We start from the raw sequence: 15,943 nt of genomic DNA, 5'->3' as shown, positions 1-15,943 counted from the left end.
CATGGTCGCCCTTGATGGGGATGACCTCCTTTCAGGACAAGACGGGAAAGATGTTCTTGATGGTGGTGATGGCAATGACACCCTCGATGGCGGTAACGGTGACGATCAACTCAAAGGCGGCGCTGGCTCCGATACATACAAATTCTCAGATGGCACCGATTACATCGATGGCTTCGTTCAGACAAGCGACAAAATTGATCTCAATGGTTATTCAATCCTTGATATCGCCAAATACAAAATCCCGGCCTTGGGTGAAGGCATTGAGCTTTATCTCAGCAAAGGCAAATCAACCGATCAGGTTGGCATTGTCCGCTTCATGAATGCTGAACTGGCTGATCTGCCCGATCTCGACCCCGGCACTCAACCAGCCAACATCATCGTCGGCACAGACAATGATGACGATCTCAAGGGCACACAAACCGCAGACAACATCTACGGCAAAGCGGGAAATGACACCCTCTTTGGAGGCAATGGCAATGATTACCTCATAGGCGGCGCTGGCTCCGATACATACAAATTCTCAGATGGCACCGATTACATCGATGGCTTCGTTCAGACAAGCGACAAAATTGATCTCAATGGTTATTCAATCCTTGATATCGCCAAATACAAAATCCCGGCCTTGGGTGAAGGCATTGAGCTTTATCTCAGCAAAGGCAAATCAACCGATCAGGTTGGCATTGTCCGCTTCATCGATGCTGAACTCGCTGATCTCCCCGATCTTGGAGTCGACCCAGAACAAGGCTCTGGAGAAGGTAGCGGAAACAACGATGGAAATAACGGCGGTTCCGGCGGCGGAAACTCAGGTAGTGGAGATGGTTCCGGTTCAAGTTTAGGCGAAGGTGAAAACAGCTTCCCCGGCGATCCTGATCAAGGCGGCGGCAATGATTCCACCATTGATGGTGAACCCATCCAGCCAGATACCGGAGATGGCAATGCAGAAGACGACAATCAACTCCGTGTGATTGATGTTGAGAAGAAACCTGACAAGAACAGCTTTGACGACATCACAAAAGGCAGCAAAGCAAATGAGAAATTCAAAGGCAACAAAGATGACGACAAACTCACTGGCAAACGCGGCGAAGACACCCTTGTTGGCAGAAACGGGGAAGATTACCTTTACGGAGGTAAAGGTGTCGACCTCCTTCAAGGCAGAAAGGGCTCCGACAATCTCCAAGGACATAGTGGTCGAGACATTCTCAAAGGCGGAAAAGGCAATGACCTTCTCTATGGAGGTAAAGGTGGCGACACCCTCACTGGTGGTAAAGGGACTGATGTCTTCACTCTGTCTAAAGGGAAGGATGTCATTGCCGACTTCAATCCCAACAAAGACGGTATCGGTATTGTGTATGCCCTAGATCTAAAATTCAAGCAAAGGGATGATGATCTACGAATCAAGGGCAACGACAAGGTGAACACCTTGCTGTTGAACATTGATAAAGATGAGTTCCTGGCGAATTTCCCGAGCAATCTCCAGATTGTTCCTGCCGTAGAAGTGGATGTGTTTTAAGTAAGGATGCAACGATAAAGGGATGAGCGTTATTACTGGCCGCTGCCTTGATCGACGGTCCTATTGTTCAAAGAGATAATCCAACGGGCTCAGCCTAAAAGCGCTGAGCCCATGAAAAGCGAACGTCAGCTCGTGGCACAGGTGCAACCACAGGACCCGCTGCCATGACAGGGCTCATCGTTGGGATGTCCTTGCGCACATGCATCGGAGCAAAAACTTTGCCCGTTGAGAATCACAGCAGCGGATTGCTCAACAACACAAGTGCAGGAAGAACAGGCGCATTTGTCCATTTTGATTTTGATAACTTCCTAAAATATAGCTCATTCCACTCCACCTTTACAGCACATTGAGGCCTGATTTTTGCCTGTCAACACAGACAAAAAGGAATGGGAATCATTCTCTTTGCTTCAGGCTCCATGATCACCTTCCAAGATCAGATAACTGAACAGAATATTCTGAAATAAACGCACAGCATCACTTGAACGTCTTCATGGCGAGCATTGATCAATCGGCGTGGAGCCCCAGAAAATAAACAAGCTGAGAAACATCTTACGAAACCATCAACCGCCGTTCAGAACGTGTCAAGGAGCAAGCCTTCATCAAAGACGCACACTCACCGAATGTTGACAACAGCACCAGCAGAAGAGACCATAAAAAAGTCAACCTACGGATTGATTCCAATGGTGACCGAGTCTGATCTACTTGCCAAAGTGAAGGACCTTGGAGACGTCTCCAAGCCTGATCTCGTCAAAGCATGCGGATATGTTTCAGCCAAAAAAGATGGAAGTGCGCGCCTGAATTTCACCGCCTTCTACGAAGCACTTCTGGAATCGAAGGGAGTCAACCTTGCTATTGGTTGCACCGCTGGTGTTGGCAAAGGCGGACGAAAGCTCAGTTATACCGCCAAGGTTCAAGGCAACGGCAACCTTCTTGTTGGCAAGGCCTATACGGCCATGTTGGAGCTCAATCCGGGAGATGAGTACACGATCAAGCTGGGGGGAAAAGCCATCTGCCTGATTCCAACAGGTGAAACAGAAGATGGGGACGCATGAGTTCAATCGCTGAGCGACCAGGTGTTGTTTGCGTGGCGCGGTTGCTCAGTGCTTCAGTGAAAGGCATCCAACCTCTGTTGTTGCTGCTTGTCGCACATCCTGCACTCGCGGTGCCACTGCCGATGCCTTGCGAACTAACCAGTGAGCACGATGCAGGGATTCAGATTCGATTGACAGAGAGAACTGCTTTTTCGCTAAAAGGCGTGTTGATTCAACAGAGCAAACGCCTGGGCACCTTTCAAACGGGTCAATCCAGGGGGAATGGCAACGTCTGGTGGGCCTTTCAAGACCAGCACGGCAAGGCTGGTGGGGTGTCAGTGCTTTTTAAGGATGACAAACATTGGAATCCCTACCGACCCATCCCCAAGCCTTCGGAGACCAACCGGGTTCTGTTCGTTGGTTGGGCAGCAGATCTTTGGTCCTGGAAGAATCCTGGTCAACCCGGTGTCTTCAGAGGCAACCGTGATCTTCTGAGAGCAGCGTCAGGGTTCTGGTCGATTTCCGACCAATGCCTTGGTGGTCGGATGATGCGCGGATAACCCCTTTGTGCAGACAAAAGGCAGAGGAGGGCTTCTCAGGGTTAGCCGCGTGAGACGGGCAAGTGACTGAGGTGGCAGCTCGACAGCTGACCAGATCAGCCATCAATCGTCTTGCCTGCCCAGGCGTGGTGGGTATAAAGCGTCTGGTGCAGACAAAAAAAACCGCCCCTAGATATGGGACGGTTCTTTAAGCCGTAGCAATCCCCATCACCCGGCCATCTGCACCAGATCTTGATCTGATGGAGGAATACTACACTTGAGACCCCAGATGTGGCGTGAACGAATAGTCACTTAAGACTGCGGTTAAGCGACGTAAACAACGTGTTCTGCGTAACGAAAACGCTGCATGTGGTGGCTGCAGCCGGTATATTCAAGAACCCCATCACCCGGCCCGCTCGCTAAGCGGGTTTTTTTATTGGAGCTCCCCACATGTGGTGGGGTGCCATCCACTGATCAGATTTGCCTATCACGTCCGGAATCCGCCCTTCAGCCTTGGGCAACGTCAGATTCCAGGAATCGCCTGAATGGTGATAACGATCGGAAGCAACACCATCGCAAGCAGGCCATAGGCGATCAGGCTTCCATACAGACGTTGGCTCATGGGACGGGAGTGATTTCCTGAAGTGTCGAGGAATCGGGCTGAATCAACATCCCCCAGCCGGGGGAATCTCTTTTCAAACCTGACGCGAGCCAATAACCGCATCAAGGACATCGCGACTGTCATCTATGGAGAACTTTCAGATTGCTCGGATTCCACACCCTGGCTAAGAAAACATCCAAATCGACATGATCCATACAGGTCATGCGCGAATAACAAACAATCAAATCATTTCTTCCCGATCCGCTTTTCAGCTGTTCAAATGCTTGAACATTCACTCTATTCAGTTGACATCATTGAATTGGGTCACCGTCTGCAAGACCACTTTGGTTTAACCATCCGTGAGCACCCGCATTTTGACGTGGTTGATGATGTGCATTCCGTCAACAGTTATCACTACACAGGTGAAGCCATCGATGTCCAGGACTGGAGAGATGACCATCTCAAGGGTGTTCACTGGACACAGCGGACTCGAGATTTAAAAGACCTTCTTACCGGGATCGGTGCCGAGGTCTATGGCCCTGGAGATCCTGGCCATGACACGCATGTGCACCTGGCAGCGGATCAGGGTGTCTTTCAGTTCAACGCCTGCCAGTTCAATATCATCTTCTGCAGCGAAGTCGATGGCCAGCGCTTTACCTTCAGTGGCCAAGACCAACGCCGCGCCCTCAAGGATCAGTTCAGCCAACTGCCGTCGTGCTGAGTGTTGTCCAGGCTGGGAACGAACCCATCAGCGGAACAAGCTTTTTTGTTCTACGTAAGTACATGTTTCACTTCCCTGAAGCTTGTTCGGCTCCTATAAAAGCGTTGAGGGAATTGAGACGCCCTCCTCACACGGAACAGATCAAACCCTGATCCGAGATCAGGGTTTTTTTATGGCAGACCTGATGGTCAGCTCTTTGACTTTTCAACGTCGAAGGTATCGGTGAATTCCTGGAAGGCACGCTTGAGCCGCTCCACAGGCGTCTCTTCAAGCGGACATTCCTGGGCAGTGATGTCCGCATAGGCCTGGACAAGCCTGGAATCAGGCTCGAGCACTGAAGCGAGGGCCGTCTTGAATAACACCACATTGCGCTGTGTGGTGAGTCCAGCCAGATAGGGCTCAAGGGTCCACTGAGGTGTCTGCTGATCACCCGTGTGATCAATGAAAGCGACACGACGTGGGCGAATCAGCTGATACGCGGGATCTCCGTCGCGATCCGTGGTGTTCCTCAAGCGAGCCATCACCAGATCACCACTTGTGAGAAGCAACAATCGGATACTGCCCTCAGCCATAAGTGGGAGGAAGTCGTCTTTCGATGATGAGGTTGTCTCCGTCTCAGCAAGCGAGGCGGAATGACGGACTCCATTGACAACCGGACCCGGCATGGCCAATCACTTTGTTGAGAAGATGTTAAGCAGTGTTGAAAACTCCCGGGCCTCCTCAACACGATTCAGATCGAGAAAGATGTCGCACCTGACTGCGTAGGCTTGCCTGCTGAATCGCCATCCCCATGCCCCTCACCCATCTGCGGATCGCTTCTCGACGCAGTCAGCTGGCGATGGTGCAGACGAACTGGGTGAAGGCGGAACTCGAAAAAGCCCATCCCGGACTCACCATCAGCGTTGAAGCGATGGCGACCCAGGGAGACAAGATTCTGGATGTGGCACTGGCCAAGATCGGAGATAAGGGCTTGTTCACGAAAGAACTCGAAGCACAGATGCTGATCGGACGCGCTGAGATCGCGGTCCACTCCCTCAAAGATCTACCCACCAACCTGCCTGACGGATTGATGCTCGGGTGCATCAGCGAACGTGAAGATCCAGCCGATGCCCTGGTGGTGAATGCCAAGAACAGCGACTACAAACTCGACACTCTCCCGGAAGGATCGGTCGTTGGCACCAGCTCCCTGAGACGACTGGCCCAGCTGCGGCATCACTACCCGCATCTGATTTTCAAAGATGTGCGGGGCAACGTGATTACACGTCTGGAAAAGCTCGATGCCGGGGACTACGACTGCCTGATCCTCGCCGCCGCCGGGCTCGGTCGCCTGGGCTTCTCCGATCGCATTCATCAACTCATTCCTGGCGATATTTCGCTTCATGCCGTCGGCCAGGGAGCCCTAGGGATCGAATGCATCGAAGGCAACCCCGAGGTGCTGGAGATCATCAAGGCTCTGGAGCACACACCAACCTCCCAGCGCTGCCTTGCTGAACGGGCCTTTCTCAGGGAACTCGAGGGTGGTTGCCAAGTCCCGATCGGGGTCAATACGTCCCTGGAGGGGGACGATCTGGTGATGACAGGCATGGTTGCGAGCCTGGACGGCAAGCGCTTGATCCGCAACGAGAGCCGCGGATCACGAACCAACCCGGAAGCGATTGGCATTGATCTGGCCAACCAGCTGAAACGTCAGGGGGCCGGCGAGATCCTCCAGGAAATCTTCCAGGAGATGCGGCCTGAGGCGTGATCAGCCGCGAATTTCAAGCGTGGTGCCCACATCCACGGCATCAAACAGCTGGCGAACGTGGTCATTCAACATCCGCACACAGCCAAGACTGACGGCAGCACGGATCTGAACCCAGTGGGGCCATGGCGTTCCATGAATTCCGAACTCTCCGCGCCCATTGCGGTGAAAGGCCAGGTAGCGATCCCCGATCGGACTCGATGGACCGCTCAGCTCCTTGCGCTGACCTGATTTGTTGGACACATAAACAGGATTGACCTTCTTGTTCAGGATCGAGAATTCGCCGACCGGCGTTGGGGTCTTGGGATCACCGATCGCCACTGGCCAAGGCCCAAGCCTCTGCCCGCCTCGGATCACACTGATCTGCCTCTTCTGTAGATCCAACAGGATGCGAGAGCTTGAAGGCGATGAGAGCACCGCCAGCTCCTCCGCCTGAGCAGCCCGTTGCGCAGGGCACATCACGGACAGCGAAAGCGCCGCAAGCCCACAGACCAGACCTCGCTTTATGAGACGCATGAGACTCTTTAGTCTCAAGTTATGCATCGCCCAGAAGAAAAGCAGCCCTGACTGGCCTCAGGCGTCCACTCTTAAGACTCTCTCCGTCTCATTGCCCGTATATCGCACCGTCTCATCGCTGCGGTTCGTCTCTCGGTCTCAGGCATGAGACTGCATCGCCATGGCCCTTGAATCACCGGAGGTACGCTCCCCTATGCCAAGCAAGCCCGGTGAGGGCCTGGGCATGACTGCAGCGTCAACGCAACGATCTCAACGTCTGTCCTTGGCCCTGCCAGGACTGCTCGAGGGCGACGACAGGGTTCGGGCGACAGAAGCGATTGCCTTCCCCTTCGAGGAGGTGCTCAGAAGCAAGCGCTGCTTTCTGCGGGCGGCATGGACCCTGAACCGCCAAGGTGTGATTCTTCTGAAGGGTGCTGCATCGGCGGATTTGGTCAACGCTCTGAACCGTCGCGTTGCCCAGCTTCTCGAGGATGCATCACAGCCCGAGCGTTCGGGAATCGATGCGATCGCCTATCTGAATCTGCCCGATCGGCGCGTTCTCAAGGGATACAACACCTTCGTGGATGCAGATCGGCCCGTCATCAACTTTCGCGTCGAGCGACCGGATGGTCGCAGTGGCAGTGACGCAGGCATGGTCGACATCTTTCACCCCGAACGACTCTCTTCGGAGATGAACGAGCTCATTCACGGCTGCCTGCATGAAAAACAGGTGCGACGACTGGTGATGGCCTCCTGTCTCACTCCACTACGGGTCAAGTGCCGCAATCTGTACGTGAATCGTGGCGTCCAGGACACCCGCGGGTTTCACTGCGATGGGCGCTCCTTGAAATTCAAATCCTTTGTTTTTCTCTCCCATGTCGGCAGTCTCGACATCGGTCCCTATTGCTATGTGCCCACCTCTCATCGAGACCGGCGAAGCTGGAAACGCAGCCGTGCGTTCAATGAACAACACGGCATCGGCATCTACGAGTACAGCCAGCTGGACGACACCACGGCTCTACCCCTGTTCGCCTCTCCTGGAGACATGGTGATCTCCTCCCAGCGTGGAGCCCATCGAGGTCACCCCCAGAGCCCCGATGCCAGCAGAAGTGTTCTGGTGAACATGTACCAGCGGTAACCGCTGTTCAATCAACCAACTTCGGGTCAATCTCCTTCAGATAGCGGGCTTCGCAGCTCTTGATGATCTCGATGGCTTTGTCAGGTCCGAAAAAGCCGTTGACAGTGCAGGTGCCGGGCTTTTTGAGATCTTTGTAGTGCTCCCAGTAGTAAGTGGTTTCCTTCTTCCAGTGATCGCCGAGATCTTCGAAGGTCTTGATGTGATCCACACGCTTGTCGTCGGCTAGAACCGCGATCACCTTGTCGTCGACCTCACCTCCGTCATCGAAGGTCATCACGCCGATGATGCGCGCCTCAACGATCGACCCAGGAACGAGGGGCTCTGTCACGTTGACGATCTCGATGTCGAGCGGGTCACCGTCCTCGTCCCAGGTGCGAGGGATGCATCCGTAAGCAAAGGGATAAGCCAAGGATGAATAACCAACCCGATCAAGCTTGAGGTGGCCGGTTTCAGTGATCAGCTCGTACTTGTTGATTGTGTTGGAGTTGAGCTCCACAATCGTGTTGAGACGAAGCTCCGCTTCATCAGCAAAGGCCGGAAGCACGTGCAGCAGGTTGGGCATGCTGCGGCTGGGAGCCTGCTCAAGATTGGCCATGGATGGCGGTCGATAGCGCCGGGATCTTACGTGGCGGCCGCCGTGACTTGTCTGAGGCAGTGATCTGGCCGTCAGGCCAGAGGCGATGCGGTTGTACTGGACATGGCTTCCAGCTTCGACTCCAGGTAACGCAGGAATGGCTCGCTGCTCAGTGGCTGACCACTTACCTGCTGAACGAGACCCTCTGCATTGAGAGCACGGCCGACCGAATGGACACGGGTTCTCAACCAATCCAGCAGAAGCTGAACATCACCTGCTTCGATGTGCTGCTCAGGGGCACCAATCTCAGCAGCCATCGCCTCACTCAGTTGAGCGCTGATGAGATGGCCCAGCAGATAGGAGGGGAAATAGCCAAAGAGTCCTTCAGACCAATGCACATCCTGAAGACAACCCTCCGCGTCATCGGTTGGCGTCACGCCAAGCAACTGCTGGTATCGATCGCCCCATTCACCGGGCAAATCTTCAACCGACAGTCCTTCCTCAAGCAGAGCGATCTCAAGATCCGTGCGAATCATGATGTGGAGGCCGTAACTCAGTTCATCAGCTTCAACACGGTTGAGGCCAGGAGACAGAGGATTCAGATCCCGCCAGAAATCGTCGGGGCCAGCCAGGGGAGCGCCCTGCGCTGAGAAACGTCCCCACCACCGCTTTGCGAAGGCAAAACTGCGCGCCACTCTGTTTTCCCAGAACAAGGACTGGCTTTCATGAACCGCCATGGATGTGGCCTGTCCCAGCGGCCAGGCAAACCACTGATGGGTCTGATTCGGGAGCCCTTGTTCGTAGAGGGAATGCCCCCATTCATGAGCTGTCGCCAGAAAGCAGGACAGCGGTTGGCCCTTCACGATTCTGGTGGTGAGTCGGTAGTCCGAAGGCCCGAGCGTGATTGAAAACGGGTGCGGGGATCGGGCAACACAACTGATGGCGGGATCCTGTCCCCATGAGGTCAGCAACTCTTGACACAGCTTCTGCTGAGCGTTCTCGGATAGGTCCCATCCAAGGCTGCGAGGACGAGGGGCGTGGGTTGCCTGTTCGACCAGTTCCGGCAGGCGACGCCGCAGAGGCGCCAAAAGGTCCCGGAGTCGCGACAGGGTGAGATCGGGTTCGAACGGTTGGGCCAACGTCTCCCAGCAGCTGCGCGGCTCTGCCAGCTGAGCCGCCTGGTCCTGACGCAGCTTGATCATCCGCTGCAGCGCTGGAGCGAAAAGCGAAAAATCAGAGGTGCTGCGAGCCTGCTGCCAGAGGCTGTATCCCTCGGACTTGGCCCTTGCCAAGGCTGCAACAAGAGCCGGATCAAGGGAACGCTGCCGACGAAGATCCTGCTCAAGTAGATCAAGGTTGCGGCCACGATCGACGGACTGCGCCGTCTTTGAAGAGTCCTTCCACTCCTGGCGAGCAGCAGCAATGTATTCCGCGTAGCGATCCGCGCTTTGGCGTGCATGAAGCTGCGTGGCCAGCAGCGAGAGCTGTTCCCCCCTCCACGCCGATCCACCAGCCGGCATTCGGGTGTTTTGGTCCCAGTAAAGGGTGCTTTGGATCGAACCGAGAAGTTGGGTTTCCCTGAGATACGACCCCAATCGGTCCCAAGCCGAAGCAACGGCTTTCATCTGTTCAATCCAATCCCCAAACGTTAACGAGAAGCATGCTCAGCAGAATCCTCCTCTCTCACAACGGAATCCTGCGGATTGTCCTGGTTGTCCCTGAGACGCTTAAGCCAACGGCTGTAGGCCACAGTCCGTTCCTGATCGGTCCCATCGGTGACTCGCTCGGAAAATCCTTCGAAAGGAGGATGGGATTGGTCTCGCACGGCTAAGACGGATGTCTCCTCACCAGTGTGGACACACAGACCGTTTGAATCAACTGCTGGTTGCGCAACCGCTCCCGGAGGTGTTGCAACGCTCGCGATCCCGGCACAAGGAGTCGAGATCCGGGCGACCAGTGATTTGAAGTCTGCGGGCGGCCCAGACGCCGTACAACGCATCAACCAGCGGTGCAATCAGGGGCAGGCGCGTGGGGCGATAAACCCAGCCGAGCCCAATCAATCGATAGGCCTCACGAAAAACGGCAACGTCCCGCAGGACAGTGCCGGAGCCATCGATTGCATGGATGCTGCCCATGGCTTGCCGATAACCAATACCGCCAAAAGCTGAAGGGTCGTAATCCGAGGCATCGATATCCACGAAGGCGAGACGCTGATGCCGATCACGTGTCTGAAGGAAGCGGACCTCCCGCATGCAAAGCGGGCAGGCGCCGTCGTACAGCAAGGTGAGATCTGGTGAAGCCATCAGGCTCGAAATCATCATCAACATCGCTCCCTAGGTTGATGGAGTCGAGCCTGGAACTGTGGCTAATCAACTGGCAATGATTCAGCACGAGCTGGATGTTCCGACGCGCGGCAGCGGGTTCACGCGTCTCGACCCAATCATCAACCGATGGCTGGCCACAACAGGTATCAGCAACGGGGCTCTGCATCTCACCTGCCTGCACACCAGTGCCAGCCTCACAATCAACGAAAATGCTGATCCGCGGGTCTTGGACGATTTGGCGAGCTGGATGGATCGGGTTGTCCCCCGGAACCATCCATACCGTCATGACGATGAAGGACCGGACGACATGCCAGCGCACATACGCACTGCTTTAACAGCCCAGACCATGACATTGAGTCTTGCCAAGGGACGGTTATGGCTCGGAACTTGGCAGGCTGTTTATCTGTGGGAGCACCGCGATGCAGCTCACCAACGCCGGATTGCCTGTCAGCTGATCGGAGAACAGGACTCAGCCGCTCAACGAGCAACCAAGCTGAATCAGGACATCCTGCAGCGCCATGATCCGGATGCCTGGGCCCGCGATGGGGGGTTGGACACCGACGTTGATCTAATGGTGGATCGCTTGCACGACATCACATCGGATTCACTCCCCGCAGATCCATAAGCTCAGCAGGCTTCTGGATGAAAATCGAGGTTGGGAATGGCATCACGATGTTTTCTCTTTCAACATAGGAGAGAAGATCATGATTAATTCGATCAACAGCCTTCAGAAACAGACTATAGGTCGGGTGAAAAGCACGGAAATCAAATATAAAGTCATAGCTGTAATCAGAAATTTTCAGAAGCTCGCAACTACCAAAGGTGATCTGCTCATCAAGGCAAACAATCTCTTTGAGCTGATCAGGAATCCTGCGTCGCACAGTTTCTGGAGTTTGGTACGCCACTCGCAAAACAATTCTCGACATCAGTATCTGAGCGATAATCTGCTTAAAGCGCACAAAAATTTTCTTGCGCGTCTCTAAATAGGCTTCCCAGGTTAAAAAATCACCATATCCAAAGCCGATAATTGTTAATTCATCCACTTTGACCTGCTCAACATTGACGCGCGTATTATCCAACTCATCAGAGCTCTCCAGATATCGGTTGATGAAAAATAACAGCTGATTCACCTGGGCCGATGTCAGCGACACACTGATCGGAACACGGATTTCAACCCCCTGACGGTGCTCATTACCTGTCAACAATTGACGATCAGAGAAGTTGACGATGATCGAATCATCCGCGACAGAATTAGGGATGGCGACCGTACTTGTAACAGTTTGAATCTCAATGGAACGCAATCCAATCTTGGTGACATATCCCAGATACTCACCAATTCTGCAGAACTCACCAACCCTTAAAGGACGATCCGTCTGAATGGAAAATCCTGCAAAAAGATTACTGAGCAGCTTGGAAGCACCAAGCGCAATCGCCAAGCCAGGAACAGAGGACAAAGCAAGCACCAGGCTGCCAGGAAGGCCCAGCTGAATCAACATTCGGTAAACAAGAAAAAGTGCAACAATTCCTGAAAAAGCTCGACAAATTGGCTGAACTCGACTACCCCAGCGCTTTAACTTAATCGACGAATTACTACCACGGACTCGCAACAACGTTTCAGCACCTGATTTACCCAGGGCCTCAAAAAAGTAAAACGCTAGAAGGCATGCTGAAAGGCACCAAGCTACATAAAAGAAGTACGTGGTAAACACCAAAGGCGTACCAGTAAAATTCAAATAGTCATCAACAAAAACCTTGGAGATCGTCGTCAAAGGAAGAATCGGGAAAACAAACAACACACGCCTCCAGGCAACCTCGTCTTCATTCCAAACGCCGTCAAGCCTCTCCTGAGCAGAACTAGTTGTTAACATCGTGACACGATCTACATGACTTGTGATCAATCTGGAGATCATCGCGAACACGAAAACAACGTAAAGAACGAATGCCAGGGTCGCAAACAAAATCTGAAATGCAGTTTGACCCGCAAAAACATCAACCTCGATAAACTCGTGAATCCAGCTAGGCAGATTTAGATACCATTTAGGCGGCACCAGGTGCCATGGTGTTCGAATAAAATTACGATAAAAATCTGGGGTTGCGAAAGGAACTCCTTGCAACTTTTCAGCATGAGACTCAATTTCCTTGTACATTCTTGCCGCATTTGCAACTGTTGAAGGGCTGAAATACCAGTCATTTCCTTCCTGTTCAGCATCACTTGCCAACACGATTCCCGTACTCGGAAGGCGCCACGACAACACATCACGTTTGACAAGGCCTTGATTCATCAATCGCACACCTTCTTCATCAGGTATCTCAATCGGTCGGCGGCTATTAGAAAACACATAATCCAACACCAATTTCAATTGAATCGCCGCTTCATCAACCAAATCACTTCTAACACTTTCAGGAAAATCCGAACCATTCAATGCTTTGATTGCAAGTCCAAATAAAACATCAACATTGTGAATCCGCGTCTTCATCTCCGGCGTCCAACCGAAGCCTGGGTCTTGTTTGGCGTCCCTGCGGATCGCCTCGATTTCACTACCGATACTCGCCATTACGGCGTAAAAATTCAGCAGGGTCTCTTTTGGAGCACGATCCTCGACATGACCAATTGGTGAGTCGTCCCAAAAAAGCGCCAGACGTTGAAGCTCTCCATAAAAGGGTTGGTCATCAATTTTGATGATTGGTTTTAAAACCTCTCCTTCGATACCAACAATTGTTGATTTTTCAACTTCAGGGGTTTCAAATGTATCAATGGCGTTCGGCACGCTCTGATCGATCCCGTCCGATTCCTCTTGAACAAGATCAGCCTTCTCTTCACTAGGTTGATCCTGAGCACTGCCATCGATTGGGATGGCCAGCGTGAAAACAATACTGAGCAGACAAGCGGTACAAAAGCAAAGAAAGCGACGCAGTGCTGTTGTCACCGTCTGAGGCCTGAGAATTGGCCACATCTTCCCAGAGTGATGGCAACACAATGGGATGCGTGCTGCCTTTCAAGGTCCTATGGCCTCCCTGCTCACAAGCGATCAGAGACAACAGCTCGGCACCACACTGCCGTGCTGGACGCTGACTGCGGATCGACTGAGACGCGACCTTCAGTTCAGCGATTTTGTTGAAGCTTTTGGGTTCATGAGCCAGGTGGCTCTTCTGGCGGAATCACGCGGACACCATCCCAACTGGAGCAACGTCTACAACCGCGTTTCGATCGAGCTCACCACACACGACCTGGGAGGACTCAGCGATCTTGATGTCGATCTGGCTGCCGCCATCGATGCCTTGCTGCCAGCATGAGATGAGTGGGACCACTGTTATGACCTCAGCCACCGCACCAGCCGGTGTACCCGTCACCATCCTCACTGGTTTTCTTGGGGCTGGAAAGACCACCCTTCTGAACCACATCCTCAGCAATCAGAACGGCGTCAAGACTGCAGTGCTGGTGAATGAATTCGGTGAGATCGGCATTGATAACGATCTCGTGGTGAGCACCGGACAGGACATGGTGGAATTAAGCAACGGTTGCATCTGCTGCTCGATCAACGACGAGCTGATGGAAACGGTGGATCGTGTGATCTCACGTCCTGGAGAACTCGACTACATCGTGGTTGAAACCACCGGGCTCGCTGATCCCCTGCCGGTGGCCATGACCTTTCTCGGCAGTGAACTGCGGGAGCAGACACGGCTCGATTCGATCATCACTCTTGTTGATGCAGAGAACTTCGATCAGGCAGTGCTGGAGACGCAAGTGGGTCGAGCTCAGGTGATTTATGGGGACATTTTGTTGCTGAACAAGGTGGACCTTGTCTCCCCTGAACGCCTCAAGGACGTGGAGGAGCAGCTGCGAGAGGTGAAGAACGACGCTCGAATTCTTCACTCTGTGAAAGGAGAGGTTCCCCTGCCACTGCTGCTGAGCGTTGGATTGTTCGAATCGGACAAGGTGGCTGAACCGTCCCATGGCCACGACCATTCCCACGACCACGACCACGACCATTCCGACGGTCACGACCATGACCACGGCCATGAACACAGTCATGACCATGGACACCACGGACAAGATCACGGGCATGCCCACGGACACGATCACGGACATGAGCATGGACATGACCACGATCACCAACACAGTGACCATCTGGCCGTGGATGGTTTCACCTCCCTCTCCTTCAGCAGCGAGGGGCCCTTTGGACTGAGGCGATTTCAGAATTTTCTGGACAATGAGCTGCCGGCAGAGGTGTTTCGAGCCAAAGGAATTCTTTGGTTCGAGGAAAGCGAACGACGCCATGTGTTCCATCTGGCTGGCAAGCGCTTCTCCATTGACGACAGCGATTGGACCGGGGAGAGAAAAAACCAGCTTGTGCTGATCGGTCGTGACCTTGAACACGACACCCTGCGCCAGCAGCTTCAGGCCTGCGTTGCCCCGACAAGCTGACTATGTTGATGCGATGGTGATCGGTTCCATGGCTGAAACTCTCGCCCTCCTCGCTCTGGTGATGGCCGCCAGCCTGTTGATCTGGCTCCTTGAAGATTCCGACGACGACAATTCCGGCGGCGGACTTCGTGAACCCGTGCTGATCCCGATTCCTGTGCGAAATGAGCCTCGACGCTGACGGTCCCTGCAGGATTTGTTCGGGTTGGTGCAAGGCATCAAAAGGCCCCCTGCATCTGCAGGGGGCTTTTTGATGGGTCAGAGACACAGGCGCTCTGACAGCAGCCCTGCTCAGTTCACTGCAACTGCTCCGAATCCAGATCCTCCCTTCACAGACGCCAGAGCTGTGCCGTCGAGGAATTGCTGATCCAACAGCAGCAGTGCAGCCGTATTGGAGCCGGCAAGACGCAGACGCTTGCAAACAAACCGAGCCTCTGCTTCCTCCTGCACCTGTTCCTCGACAAACCAATCGAGCATGGCTGTTGCGCTGCGTTCGTTCAACTGTTCAGCAAGGCTGTACAGCCTGTCGATAGAGGCTGTGACGCCTTTTTCCAGGCTGGCAACAACATCAAACAGATCCTTCACAGAGGGCCAGCTGCGTTCCGGTGCGTCAACGGTGGGCAGCTCAACTTGTTGATCACTATCGACAAGGAAGGCGATCATTCGATACGCATGACCACGCTCTTCATTGCTTTTATTCAACATATAAGTTGAAAAACCAACAAGATCATTTTCACGCAACCAAATCGACATCGCGAGATAGGTATGGCTGGCCTGAAATTCAGAGGCCAAGTGATCGTTGATTGCACGGGTGAGATCTTTCATTAATAAAAAAGAGAAATAATG

19 protein-coding genes are annotated in these 15,943 nt (G+C 53.5%); 10 read left to right on the top strand and 9 right to left on the bottom strand.

All coding sequences use genetic code 11. The annotated features are described in order from the left end of the window. A partial coding sequence (locus SYN9616_RS0100885) for a hypothetical protein (protein WP_028951443.1) occupies positions 1–1,510 on the top strand: 1,510 nt, incomplete at its 5' end. Positions 1,511–1,635: 125 nt separating this feature from the next. Here the strand turns inward: SYN9616_RS0100885 and SYN9616_RS16235 are convergent. Further along, positions 1,636–1,800, bottom strand: coding sequence for a conjugal transfer protein TrbI (locus tag SYN9616_RS16235; RefSeq protein ID WP_071991397.1), 165 nt, complete (start codon positions 1,798–1,800; stop codon positions 1,636–1,638). 390 nt (positions 1,801–2,190) lie between these two features. On the opposite strand from SYN9616_RS16235, the gene SYN9616_RS0100875 reads away from it, so the two are divergent. The 3 genes from SYN9616_RS0100875 to SYN9616_RS0100860 all read left to right on the top strand — a co-directional run bounded on the left by SYN9616_RS0100875 (position 2,191) and on the right by SYN9616_RS0100860 (position 4,402). After that, a complete protein-coding gene (locus tag SYN9616_RS0100875) occupies positions 2,191–2,562 on the top strand; it encodes an AbrB family transcriptional regulator (protein WP_028951442.1) in 372 nt (123 codons plus the stop codon). Further along, positions 2,559–3,101 (top strand): hypothetical protein, encoded by a 543-nt coding sequence (locus SYN9616_RS0100870; protein WP_028951441.1) that lies wholly within the window; start codon positions 2,559–2,561, stop codon positions 3,099–3,101. Before SYN9616_RS0100875 ends, SYN9616_RS0100870 begins: the two co-directional genes overlap by 4 nt. Before the next feature lie 623 nt (positions 3,102–3,724). Beyond that, on the top strand, positions 3,725–4,402 hold the full coding sequence (locus SYN9616_RS0100860) for a hypothetical protein (protein WP_156918614.1): 678 nt from the start codon (positions 3,725–3,727) through the stop codon (positions 4,400–4,402). Between the two features lie 188 nt (positions 4,403–4,590). Here SYN9616_RS0100860 and SYN9616_RS0100855 read toward each other — a convergent pair whose 3' ends face one another. Continuing rightward, complete coding sequence (locus tag SYN9616_RS0100855) at positions 4,591–5,067, bottom strand: DUF6561 domain-containing protein (protein WP_028951438.1); 477 nt, start codon at positions 5,065–5,067, stop codon at positions 4,591–4,593. 125 nt (positions 5,068–5,192) lie between these two features. Between SYN9616_RS0100855 and hemC the strand changes: the two genes are divergently transcribed. Further along, complete coding sequence (hemC, locus tag SYN9616_RS0100850) at positions 5,193–6,146, top strand: hydroxymethylbilane synthase (RefSeq protein ID WP_028951437.1); 954 nt, start codon at positions 5,193–5,195, stop codon at positions 6,144–6,146. Here the strand turns inward: hemC and SYN9616_RS0100845 are convergent, their stop codons facing one another. Then, the gene (locus SYN9616_RS0100845) at positions 6,147–6,659 is read right to left on the bottom strand and encodes a L,D-transpeptidase (protein WP_051410895.1); all 513 of its coding nucleotides are present in this window, start codon (positions 6,657–6,659) and stop codon (positions 6,147–6,149) included. 223 nt (positions 6,660–6,882) lie between these two features. Between SYN9616_RS0100845 and SYN9616_RS0100840 the strand changes: the two genes are divergently transcribed. Then, the gene (locus tag SYN9616_RS0100840) at positions 6,883–7,776 is read left to right on the top strand and encodes a phytanoyl-CoA dioxygenase family protein (protein WP_028951435.1); all 894 of its coding nucleotides are present in this window, start codon (positions 6,883–6,885) and stop codon (positions 7,774–7,776) included. A gap of 7 nt (positions 7,777–7,783) precedes the next feature. Here the strand turns inward: SYN9616_RS0100840 and SYN9616_RS0100835 are convergent, their stop codons facing one another. The 4 genes from SYN9616_RS0100835 to SYN9616_RS14910 form a co-directional block, all read right to left on the bottom strand. Continuing rightward, positions 7,784–8,371, bottom strand: a complete 588-nt coding sequence (locus SYN9616_RS0100835) for an inorganic diphosphatase (protein ID WP_028951434.1) — start codon at positions 8,369–8,371, stop codon at positions 7,784–7,786. A gap of 71 nt (positions 8,372–8,442) precedes the next feature. Then, positions 8,443–9,975 (bottom strand): carboxypeptidase M32, encoded by a 1,533-nt coding sequence (locus tag SYN9616_RS0100830; RefSeq protein ID WP_028951433.1) that lies wholly within the window; start codon positions 9,973–9,975, stop codon positions 8,443–8,445. Between the two features lie 23 nt (positions 9,976–9,998). Continuing rightward, complete coding sequence (locus SYN9616_RS17770) at positions 9,999–10,175, bottom strand: hypothetical protein (RefSeq protein ID WP_156918613.1); 177 nt, start codon at positions 10,173–10,175, stop codon at positions 9,999–10,001. A 49-nt stretch (positions 10,176–10,224) separates the two neighbouring features. Continuing rightward, positions 10,225–10,653, bottom strand: coding sequence for a thiol-disulfide oxidoreductase DCC family protein (locus SYN9616_RS14910; RefSeq protein ID WP_037991148.1), 429 nt, complete (start codon positions 10,651–10,653; stop codon positions 10,225–10,227). A gap of 76 nt (positions 10,654–10,729) precedes the next feature. Here SYN9616_RS14910 and SYN9616_RS0100815 point away from each other — a divergent pair, with 76 nt between their 5' ends. Beyond that, on the top strand, positions 10,730–11,299 hold the full coding sequence (locus SYN9616_RS0100815) for a secondary thiamine-phosphate synthase enzyme YjbQ (protein WP_037991146.1): 570 nt from the start codon (positions 10,730–10,732) through the stop codon (positions 11,297–11,299). Here SYN9616_RS0100815 and SYN9616_RS14905 read toward each other — a convergent pair. Then, the gene (locus SYN9616_RS14905) at positions 11,268–13,601 is read right to left on the bottom strand and encodes a mechanosensitive ion channel family protein (RefSeq protein WP_198015111.1); all 2,334 of its coding nucleotides are present in this window, start codon (positions 13,599–13,601) and stop codon (positions 11,268–11,270) included. The genes SYN9616_RS0100815 and SYN9616_RS14905 overlap by 32 nt on opposite strands. 79 nt (positions 13,602–13,680) lie before the next feature. On the opposite strand from SYN9616_RS14905, the gene SYN9616_RS0100805 reads away from it, so the two are divergent. From SYN9616_RS0100805 to SYN9616_RS14900, 3 genes are read left to right on the top strand one after another with little or no spacing between them, the layout of a single operon-like run. Continuing rightward, positions 13,681–13,968: a 4a-hydroxytetrahydrobiopterin dehydratase gene (locus tag SYN9616_RS0100805; RefSeq protein WP_028951431.1), complete on the top strand. Its 288-nt coding sequence runs from the start codon at positions 13,681–13,683 to the stop codon at positions 13,966–13,968. 19 nt (positions 13,969–13,987) lie between these two features. Next, on the top strand, positions 13,988–15,100 hold the full coding sequence (locus SYN9616_RS0100800) for a GTP-binding protein (protein WP_028951430.1): 1,113 nt from the start codon (positions 13,988–13,990) through the stop codon (positions 15,098–15,100). A gap of 28 nt (positions 15,101–15,128) precedes the next feature. Next, entirely contained in the window at positions 15,129–15,278 is a 150-nt protein-coding gene (locus tag SYN9616_RS14900) for a hypothetical protein (protein ID WP_232199852.1), read from the top strand. 110 nt (positions 15,279–15,388) lie between these two features. On the opposite strand, the gene SYN9616_RS0100790 is transcribed toward SYN9616_RS14900, so the two are convergent. Next, on the bottom strand, positions 15,389–15,922 hold the full coding sequence (locus SYN9616_RS0100790) for a ferritin (protein WP_028951429.1): 534 nt from the start codon (positions 15,920–15,922) through the stop codon (positions 15,389–15,391). Positions 15,923–15,943: the final 21 nt, after the last annotated feature.

The sequence above is a fragment of the Synechococcus sp. CC9616 genome (assembly GCF_000515235.1).
GTDB lineage: Bacteria > Cyanobacteriota > Cyanobacteriia > PCC-6307 > Cyanobiaceae > Parasynechococcus.
The sequence above is the reverse complement of the archived record's forward strand: the minus strand, read 5'-3'. Positions and strand labels throughout refer to the sequence as shown.